The organism is Pseudomonas sp. P5_A12 (assembly GCF_056400685.1).
In genome coordinates, this window is the sequence record NZ_JBFUKU010000404.1 from 1 (window position 1) to 3,840 (window position 3,840).

Below are 3,840 nucleotides of genomic sequence, written 5' to 3' on the forward strand. Positions count from 1 at the left end.
TCCGCCACCTGCATGCCCAACGGCAGCGGCCCGCTGTCGACGCGGCCGGTGTAGCTGGCCAATCCCGCCAGCGCCAAGTAGTTGATGTCGTGACCAGCGCGATCCTTGTAGGGACCGGTCTGGCCGTAACCGGTAATCGACACATAGATCAGCTTCGGATTGATCGCCTTCAAGGCTTCATACCCAAGCCCCAGGCGCTCCATCACACCGGGACGAAATTGCTCCAGCACGATGTCATAGTCGGCCAGCAGCTGCTTGATCACCTCCAGCACCTCGGGCTGTTTGAGGTCCAGCGCCAGGCTGCGCTTGTTGCGATTGAGGTAGRCGTGGCTGGCCGACACCCCCTGAYCGTGCGGGGGCAGTACCCGCAGCAAATCCATGCGGGTCGGCGACTCGATGCGCAACACCTCGGCGCCCATGTCCGCCAGCAACAACGAGGCAAACGGCCCCGGCAACAGTGTCGAGAAATCCAGAACCTTGAGTGATACCAGTGGCCCGAGCATGAGCGATCTCCGTGAACGATGCTTCCAGCCTAGGCAGCCGATGGCATGGCGGCAATCACCTGAAGTGTCAGCAAAGGTGACCGTTACGCTCAAATCCCGAGCAAAAAAAACCCGCCGAAGCGGGTTTTTCAGTACAGCGAGGCTTACTTGACGTTGGATGGGGTTGGGCCTTCGGCCACGCCCAGGTCGTCTTCCACGCGTTCGTCGGAGATACCGCGACCGCCAGAAGCCAGTTCCGCGTGCAGCACGTCGGTGTCCAGCTCCTTGACCCACTTGGCCACAACCAGGGTAGCAACCGCGTTACCCACCAGGTTGGTCAGGGCGCGGGCTTCGGACATGAAGCGGTCGATACCGAGGATCAGCGCCAGGCCGGCAACCGGCAGGTGGCCGACGGCGGACAAGGTGGCGGCCAACACGATGAAACCACTACCGGTCACGCCGGCTGCGCCTTTGGAGGACAGCAGCAACACCACCAACAGGGTGATCTGGTGGGTGATGTCCATGTGGGTGTCGGTCGCCTGAGCGATGAACACGGCCGCCATGGTCAGGTAGATCGCGGTACCGTCGAGGTTGAACGAGTAACCGGTCGGGATCACCAGACCCACAACGGATTTCTGCGCGCCCAGACGCTCCATCTTGATCAGCATGCGCGGCAGCACCGATTCCGAAGAAGAAGTACCCAGCACGATCAGCAGCTCTTCACGGATGTAGCGAATGACTTTCAGCACGCTGAAACCGTGAGCGCGAGCGATACCACCCAACACCACCAGAATGAACAGCAGGCAAGTGATGTAGAAGCAGGCCATCAACTGCCCCAGTTGCACCAGCGAGCCAACACCGTAGGCGCCGATGGTGAACGCCATCGCACCGAAAGCACCCAGTGGCGCGAGCTTCATGATCATGTTGATGATGTTGAACATCACGTGGGCGAAGCGATCGATGAAGTCCAGGATCGGTCGGCCGTAAGCACCCAGGCGATGCAGGGCGAAACCGAAGATCACCGAGAACATCAGCACTTGCAGGATATCACCGGTGGCGAACGCGCCGAAGATGGTGTTCGGGATGACGTTCAGCAGGAAGCCCACCACGCTTTGATCAGCGCCGGCCGCCACATACTGCGCGACTTTGGAGGCATCCAGCGTGGTCACGTCGATGTGCATGCCGGCACCCGGCTGGACGATGTTGACCACCACCAGACCGACCAGCAGTGCGATGGTCGAAACGATTTCGAAGTACAGCAGCGCGTAACCGCCGGTCTTGCCGACCGACTTCATGTCCTGCATGCCCGCGATACCGCTGACCACGGTGCAGAAGATGATCGGCGCGATGATCATTTTGATCAGTTTGATGAACCCGTCACCCAACGGCTTGAGGGCCACACCAGTCTGCGGATAAAAGTGACCGATTAAAATGCCGATAATGATGGCAACGATCACCTGGAAATACAGGGATTTGTACAGTGGCTGACGAGTCGTCATTGCAAAGTTCCTCAAGAGTGGCCGGTGACAACATCCATCTGCTGCCCAAGACACTTCAATTGCGAACCCTCCTGCTTCTGGAGGGATTTGTTTTGTCGAGCTGCGCGACGGCAGGTCTCTGCTGGTTGTATCGCAAGGCTCGTGCCACCTTCGTCAAAATGCCAACAAGCCTTTTGGCATCAGGGGTTACAGGTTTTTATTCGTCACCGAGTGGTTACAACAATGTGGCGGATTTCCGCCCATCGACCAGACCTCGTCCTGCAATTTGGCGGATATCCGCCTTGTCCATCGCCAGGCAGCGCGGCTACCATCCGCCGTTCAATGGACGGACCTGCCTGCTTATGCGCGAACGCACCATCGCCAGTCATTTCGCCCGCGCCGCCCTCGGTGGCGCGCGCCGGCTGGGTGTCGATACTTCAGACCTGTTGCAGCAACTGGGTATCAGCCCCGAATTGCTTGACGAGCCACGTGCGCGAATTGCGCCTGAGCAGTTCACCCGATTGATCCAGGGTCTGTGGTTGGCAATGGACGACGAATACCTGGGATTCGGGCCGGTGCCGAGTAAAACCGGGAGCTTCGCCATGATGTGCCACGCGGTGATCCACTGCCGCAATCTGGAAAAAGCACTGCATCGCGGCTTATTGTTTTATAGCTTATTCCCCGAAGGTCCGCGCCTGACCCTGACGCACGAAGGCGAAATGGTCCGCCTGAGCCTCGATGATTCGAAGTTTCAGGACCCGGACCATTTCCTCACCGAAAGCCAGCTGATGGTGTGGCACCGCTTCGGCAGTTGGTTGATCGGCCAGCGCATAAGGCTGGAACAGGCGACGTTCAGTTACCCAAGACCCGAGCACGGCGCGGAATACGAATTGATGTTCCCCTGTCCAATGCAATTTGGCGCGGCGCAGAGCAGCCTGCTGTTTCACAGCCGTTACATGAACATGCCGCTGTTGCAGGACGAACGCACCCTCAAACATTTCCTCGAACACTCCCCCGCAGACCTGCTGTCGCGCCCGGATGACGGCGACAGCCTGAGCAGCCGGCTGCGCCGCTTGCTCAGCCGCGACAATGCATGCTGGCCGGACCTCGAAACCGTGGCCGCACAGATGCACATCAGCCCGCAGACTTTGCGTCGGCATTTGCGTGAGGAAGGGACGAGTTTTCAGGAATTGAAGGATCAGCTGCGCCGGGATATCGCGATTTATCACCTGGGGCGGGCGGATTTGTCGTTGCAGCAGATTGCCGAACAGTTGGGGTTTTCCGAGCCTTCGGCTTTTCATCGGGCGTTCAAGAAGTGGACGGGGTTGACGCCTGGCGCCTACCGCGCGCAAGAGAACTGATTGATCGTTCCCACGCTCCGCGTGGAAATGCAGCCCGGGACGCTCCGCGTCCCTGCCAAAGCGGACGCAGAGCGTCCATTGAGGCATTYCCACGCGGAGCGTGGGAACGATCATGACGAGGTCTTGCGGACTGAACGCTTACGGCGGATCAAGCCTATCCAGCATCCGATTCACCGCCAGTTCCCCCAGCATGACAAGCTGCTGGATCCCCAGCACGGTATTGCGGTGCGTACCCTCCACCTGCCCTGCGAAATCACTCAGCATCACACTCGCCGATGCCATGGTTTCACAAGCGCTGACCAGCAAGGTTTCATCATTGGTGTCGGACCCGACGAAGTAGATCGTGCTGGGTTTACGCGRTGTGTCTTTGGGAATCACCGGTTTGAGGTAGTAATCGAGGGCGCGATCGGCGGCTTCGTTGAGCTTTTTGGAATCGGGGGTTTCGTAGGGGGAAACGTCGTCGGTTTCTGGCGGGTTGGGTGTGATCTTGAACATGTGAAGCTCCGTGGTTGGTTGAGC

General features: G+C 59.1%; 4 protein-coding genes. 1 reads left to right on the forward strand and 3 read right to left on the reverse strand.

The window, feature by feature from the left end; genetic code table 11:
- Together AC1DSG_RS28800 and AC1DSG_RS28805 are read right to left on the reverse strand one after the other, a co-directional pair.
- Positions 1-503: CaiB/BaiF CoA transferase family protein (locus tag AC1DSG_RS28800; protein ID WP_477793911.1), on the reverse strand; the 503-nt coding region annotated here is incomplete at its 3' end.
- Between the two features lie 143 nt (positions 504-646).
- On the reverse strand, positions 647-1,981 hold the full coding sequence (locus tag AC1DSG_RS28805) for a dicarboxylate/amino acid:cation symporter (RefSeq protein WP_477793912.1): 1,335 nt from the start codon (positions 1,979-1,981) through the stop codon (positions 647-649).
- Between the two features lie 341 nt (positions 1,982-2,322).
- Between AC1DSG_RS28805 and AC1DSG_RS28810 the strand changes: the two genes are divergently transcribed.
- A complete protein-coding gene (locus AC1DSG_RS28810; RefSeq protein WP_477793913.1) occupies positions 2,323-3,321 on the forward strand; it encodes an AraC family transcriptional regulator in 999 nt (332 codons plus the stop codon).
- A gap of 138 nt (positions 3,322-3,459) precedes the next feature.
- On the opposite strand, the gene AC1DSG_RS28815 is transcribed toward AC1DSG_RS28810, so the two are convergent.
- Positions 3,460-3,816: a DUF6124 family protein gene (locus AC1DSG_RS28815; RefSeq protein ID WP_477793914.1), complete on the reverse strand. Its 357-nt coding sequence runs from the start codon at positions 3,814-3,816 to the stop codon at positions 3,460-3,462.
- Between the last annotated feature and the right edge of the window lie 24 nt (positions 3,817-3,840).

Coding starts and splice junctions, on each gene's coding strand:
- AC1DSG_RS28805 (WP_477793912.1), bottom strand. CDS start 1,981: ATGACGACTCGTCAGCCACTGTACAAATCCCTGTATTTCCAGGTGATC.
- AC1DSG_RS28810 (WP_477793913.1), top strand. CDS start 2,323: ATGCGCGAACGCACCATCGCCAGTCATTTCGCCCGCGCCGCCCTCGGT.